The 2,664-nt window shown below is 56.6% G+C and carries 2 protein-coding genes; both read left to right on the top strand.

The annotated features are described in order from the left end of the window. Nucleotides 1-157: 157 nt before the first annotated feature. On the top strand, nucleotides 158-1,768 hold the full coding sequence (gene istA, locus HMPREF3158_RS04320; protein WP_062035370.1) for an IS21 family transposase: 1,611 nt from the start codon (nucleotides 158-160) through the stop codon (nucleotides 1,766-1,768). A gap of 6 nt (nucleotides 1,769-1,774) precedes the next feature. Beyond that, entirely contained in the window at nucleotides 1,775-2,542 is a 768-nt protein-coding gene (locus HMPREF3158_RS04315) for an ATP-binding protein (RefSeq protein WP_062034988.1), read from the top strand. The last annotated feature ends 122 nt before the right edge of the window (nucleotides 2,543-2,664 follow it).

Genomic DNA, 2,664 nt, shown 5'->3' with positions numbered 1-2,664 from the left:
TGCCGTTTCGGCGTAGTTGGTAGGGGCAATCCGCGTAGTTGGTCGGGGTTTTCCGGATAGATGGTAGGGCTCTCTGTTTTCGGTCATTGTATAGGTGGCGTTGGCACAACTTGTGCCGGCGCGTCATCACCTTTCATGACCTTAAGGAGGGCCTTTCATGGCCAACTTCAAAGACATCATGGCGATGTGTTTGGACGGGGGAAGCTATGCTGCCATCTCTGCGGCGTTGGGATGTTCCAACCGGGATATTGCCAAAACCAAGACACTGATTGCGGACCTGAGCATCACCAAGGAGTCGTTTGCTCAGCTGGATCCATCATTCTTCGACGAGCACTTCAGCGACCATCGCGGGGCCCGTCGCAAGCGCTACGACCAGCCAGACTTCGAAAAGCTCGCCAAGCGACTAGCCAATAACAAGCACTTGACCCGCCACAAGCTCTGGCTGGACTACGTTGCTGCACCTGTCGGTGAAGGCGAGTCGAAGTATCAGTACTCCCAGTTTTGCGAACGCCTGCGCACCCACATCCGCACCACTGGAATGACCTCGATTATCGAACACGAGCCAGGCCAGGAACTCTATGTCGACTGGGCCGGCGACAAGGTTTCCATCATTGACAAGGCCATCGGTGAAGTCGGCATGAAAGCCAGCTTATTCGTGGCCATCTGCCCCTATTCTTCACTGTTGTTTGTGACAGCAACAGCTAACGAGAAGATGGACAACTGGATTTCCTGCCATGTGAAAGCCTTAGACTACCTCGGTAAATGCCCTGGCATCATCGTTCCTGACAACGCACCGACCGCGACTTATCGGCCGGTGAAGAACAAGCCCGGCCGGCGCATTCAACAACGCTACGCGGACTTCGCCGACTACTACGACATCCTGCTCGTACCGGCCCGACCTGGAAAACCTCGGGATAAGGCCGCTGTGGAACGCGCCGTCCAACTCGTCTACTCGCGCATCCTCGGCTACTTCGATGGGATCACTTTCTACAGTCTTGATGAACTCAATGAGGCTATCGCCCAGCGCGTCGACGACATCAACATGAATATGCCTAGGCCCGATGGGATAACCCGTAAAGAGTTGTTTGATGCTGATGAAGCGCCCATGATGCGTGACTTACCAGATACCCCGTTTACGGAAGTGTCCTGGCGAAACGTCAAAGTCGACCGTAACTGGCACATCTGCTGCGACTACCAGTACTACTCAGTGCCGTTCCAATACATCGGCAAAACCCTGCGGGCACGGCTGACCAACAGCCTGGTGAGCATCTTCGACGGCGACGACCTAGTCGCAGAGCACTCACGTATGCACGGGTTCAAGTACCGCTATTGCACTGACCCAGCCCATACCCCGGATAAGGACATTGCCGGGGTCAAACCTCTTACCCGTGACGAGCTGCTTGCTCGAGCATCATCATTTGGGCCGGCAACGGCCAAGGTCGTCTCCTCAATTTTGGAACGCAACGCCAAAGCCGTACCCCGCGGGCTACACACTGCCCGCAACGTGCTCGTCAAGCTGGGCAACAAGCACAACAAGACCACGCTTGAGCCTGCCTGCCAGCAAGTCATTGACCATAGCCTGGCACCCAACATGCAGGTCATCGCGCGGATTCAGGCCGACATCGCCCGCAACGGTCACACCCTCAACCAAACGCCAGCCGTCCAGGCCGATCACGCCCAGTCGCGCATTGTGGATATCACCGCAATCCCTGATGCAGTATTCCTGCGCCCAGCCAGCCACTACGACATCCCGAAGAAGGAGGCCTAGACCATCATGACCACCATCAACCTTGACGATGACATCCGAGCTACACTGCGTAAACTGCGTCTTTCCACCTTCGCTGATATCTTTTTCGACCTAGTCGCCGCCGATGACGCCAACACCGCTCTACCGGAGGAAATCTTCCTCAAAGCCGTGGAAGAAACCGCGGCCAAGCGCCGGCAAACCAACATCGCAAAAGCCATCACCCAGGCGAAATTCCGCTATCCGGGAGCAACACTCGCCGAGCTGATCAACCCAGATGAACGAGGGTTGAATCTACGCCAGCTCAAACGACTAGCCGCAACACCCTGGCGCGACGAACCTTCCAATGTGCACGTCCTAGCGCCCACCGGTGCGGGTAAAACCTACATCGCCTGCGCTATCGGTATTGCTGCTTGCCAGGCTGAATACAGTGTCGCGTACTACCGGCTGGATCAGCTCGTCGATGAATTAGGGGCCTTCCTGCCAGCAGATGAACGCTATGTAGCTAAAATGCGCAAGCTACAAAACATTGATGTACTCATCCTCGATGATTTCCTGACCATAGGAATCAACCAGCGCGGACAAGAAGACCTAACCAAGATCATATTCGACCGCGACGGCAGACTGCCGACCATCATCGTCTCCCAGACAACCGCCGCCTACTGGGTGAAGAAACTACCCGACCCCATCGGCGCGGACTCACTGGTCAGCAGACTCAATGCCGGACAGCGCATCGAACTCGGCGACTACGACATGCGCCAACACCTGGCAAGCGCCACATATGGCGCCAACGAGTAGTCGATCGGATTAGAAGCCCGGCCGCTGGCCCCAACAGGGCCAGCGGCCCGGCCCTACCACCTAGTCGGAATCCAGCCCTACCACCGTTCCGCAACACCCCTACCAACAAGCCGCTCTCAGCA

Source organism: Corynebacterium sp. HMSC06G04 (assembly GCF_001807365.1).
GTDB lineage: Bacteria > Actinomycetota > Actinomycetes > Mycobacteriales > Mycobacteriaceae > Corynebacterium > Corynebacterium simulans.
This window is presented reverse-complemented; position numbering and strand designations above follow the sequence as displayed.

What these genes read in the sequence shown, in the direction of transcription:
- HMPREF3158_RS04315 (WP_062034988.1), top strand. Translation starts at nt 1,775, where the DNA reads ATGACCACCATCAACCTTGACGATGACATCCGAGCTACACTGCGTAAA.
- istA (WP_062035370.1), top strand. Translation starts at nt 158, where the DNA reads ATGGCCAACTTCAAAGACATCATGGCGATGTGTTTGGACGGGGGAAGC.